Here is a 1,477-nt window from a genome sequence, read left to right as displayed (position 1 = left end):
ATTCAAATATTGTAACGGTAAATGGTACAATAATATGTAAGCATGCTTACATCGGCTTTGCTGCGGTTCGGATGCAAAAGAGCCGCTCCGGAATGTTCCGGAGCGGCCCCGATGCGTTACCGAATTCTCGCTTTGTTCTGTGCCGAAGGCATTTCTTTTGAACCGTCATCAGGATAGACGGACGAAAATGCCGGAGACTCAGGCGGCAGGCGCATTGTCCGCCGGTGCGGTGCCGGTCGTTTCGTGCTGTTCCGCAGCCGGTGCGGCTTGGCTCTCGACCACGCGTCGCGCTTCTTCCTGCGTTTGCCGCAGGCCGTTGCGGATGCGATCGCGCGAAGCGTCGCTGGTCTCGCGAAGCGCACTCATGCGAAGTTCGTTGAGAGCGGTTGCAAATCGGCGAAGGCGCTTCTGCCAAAGGTTCGACGTCTGCATGCGAACGTTGATGCTGAGGTAGCCGTTGAGCCAGAGACAGTCGACGAGTCCGTTCAAACGGTCGTACTTGGCGACGATGTTCAGGTATCGGATGGAGTAGGGAGAGCGGACAGGGGTTTCGTATCTGCGCGGATGATCGTAGGCGGAGGTCGGCGTATCGTTTAGCTTGCGCTTGGCGACCATTGCCTGCGTCGAAGCGATCGTGTCGTCGAGCTTCTGCTCGAGTTCGGTGTAGAGCGCTTCAAGCGCTTCGTTTGTTCGGCGGGAAATCTCTTGCGGCGCGATGCTCGGGATGACGAGCGAGACGATGTAGTTCGCGTAGTCGATGCGGTCGTAATTGTGTTCGAAGAGAACCTGGGCGATGTTGCTGTTCACGGAAAACCGCCGCGTGATGTAAGCGCGCGAATAGTCGGCCGCATGATTGCGATAGACGTTTCGAACGACAGGGACAACGATTCTCTCGTCGCTCACGAAGCGGTTCTCACGCGATGCGGCGGTGAGCGTCCGTCTGCGGTTCTTTTCCTCGCGACGAGGTTTTCCTCCGGTTGGCTTATCGGCTTGCTGGAGACTTGCCCCGCCGGCTTTTTCGCCGATTTCTTGGGGTTCCTCGATTTGAACGGTTGACGGACCGCCCTCGAGAGCGTCCGGAATTGCGGCTTCGGCCGCATCGATCGGCCTGTCGCGGTCGGGTTGTTCTTGCGCACCTACAACAATGCGAAGCTGCGGTCCGTCGGGCGGTTCGGCAGTGTCGATTGCTTCGAGTAAGACATTGGGTTGCGTCGCCTCTTCGGCGGCTTCTAGCGCGGCGGCGCTTGGTGTTTCTTCCGGCATGAGTGTGCTCCCGAAATTGAAGGTTGTCGGAATGAGACTAGAAGAGAGGAGCGGCTCGCTCACCGAGAAGACAGTCGAAAAACGTTCCGGCGCCGGACGCCGAAAGGCGCGCCGTGTGCGACAATTCGGCTGTCGGCCGGCTTCACTGTGGAGGCGGTCGAGTGCGAATTCATCTCTCGCGAGAGAGACATGCGCGCTTCGGACGGCATGTAAA

Annotated in this window: 1 protein-coding gene; it reads right to left on the bottom strand. The window is 58.5% G+C overall.

Features of this window, described 5'->3' with window-relative positions; genetic code table 11:
• Positions 1–198: 198 nt before the first annotated feature.
• The gene (locus H6A60_RS11285) at positions 199–1,263 is read right to left on the bottom strand and encodes a hypothetical protein (protein WP_205104669.1); all 1,065 of its coding nucleotides are present in this window, start codon (positions 1,261–1,263) and stop codon (positions 199–201) included.
• Between the last annotated feature and the right edge of the window lie 214 nt (positions 1,264–1,477).

Source organism: Sutterella massiliensis (assembly GCF_016899755.1).
Classification (GTDB): domain Bacteria; phylum Pseudomonadota; class Gammaproteobacteria; order Burkholderiales; family Burkholderiaceae_F; genus Sutterella; species Sutterella massiliensis.
Note: the sequence above shows the minus strand (reverse complement) of the source record. Positions and strands in the feature narration are given on the sequence as shown.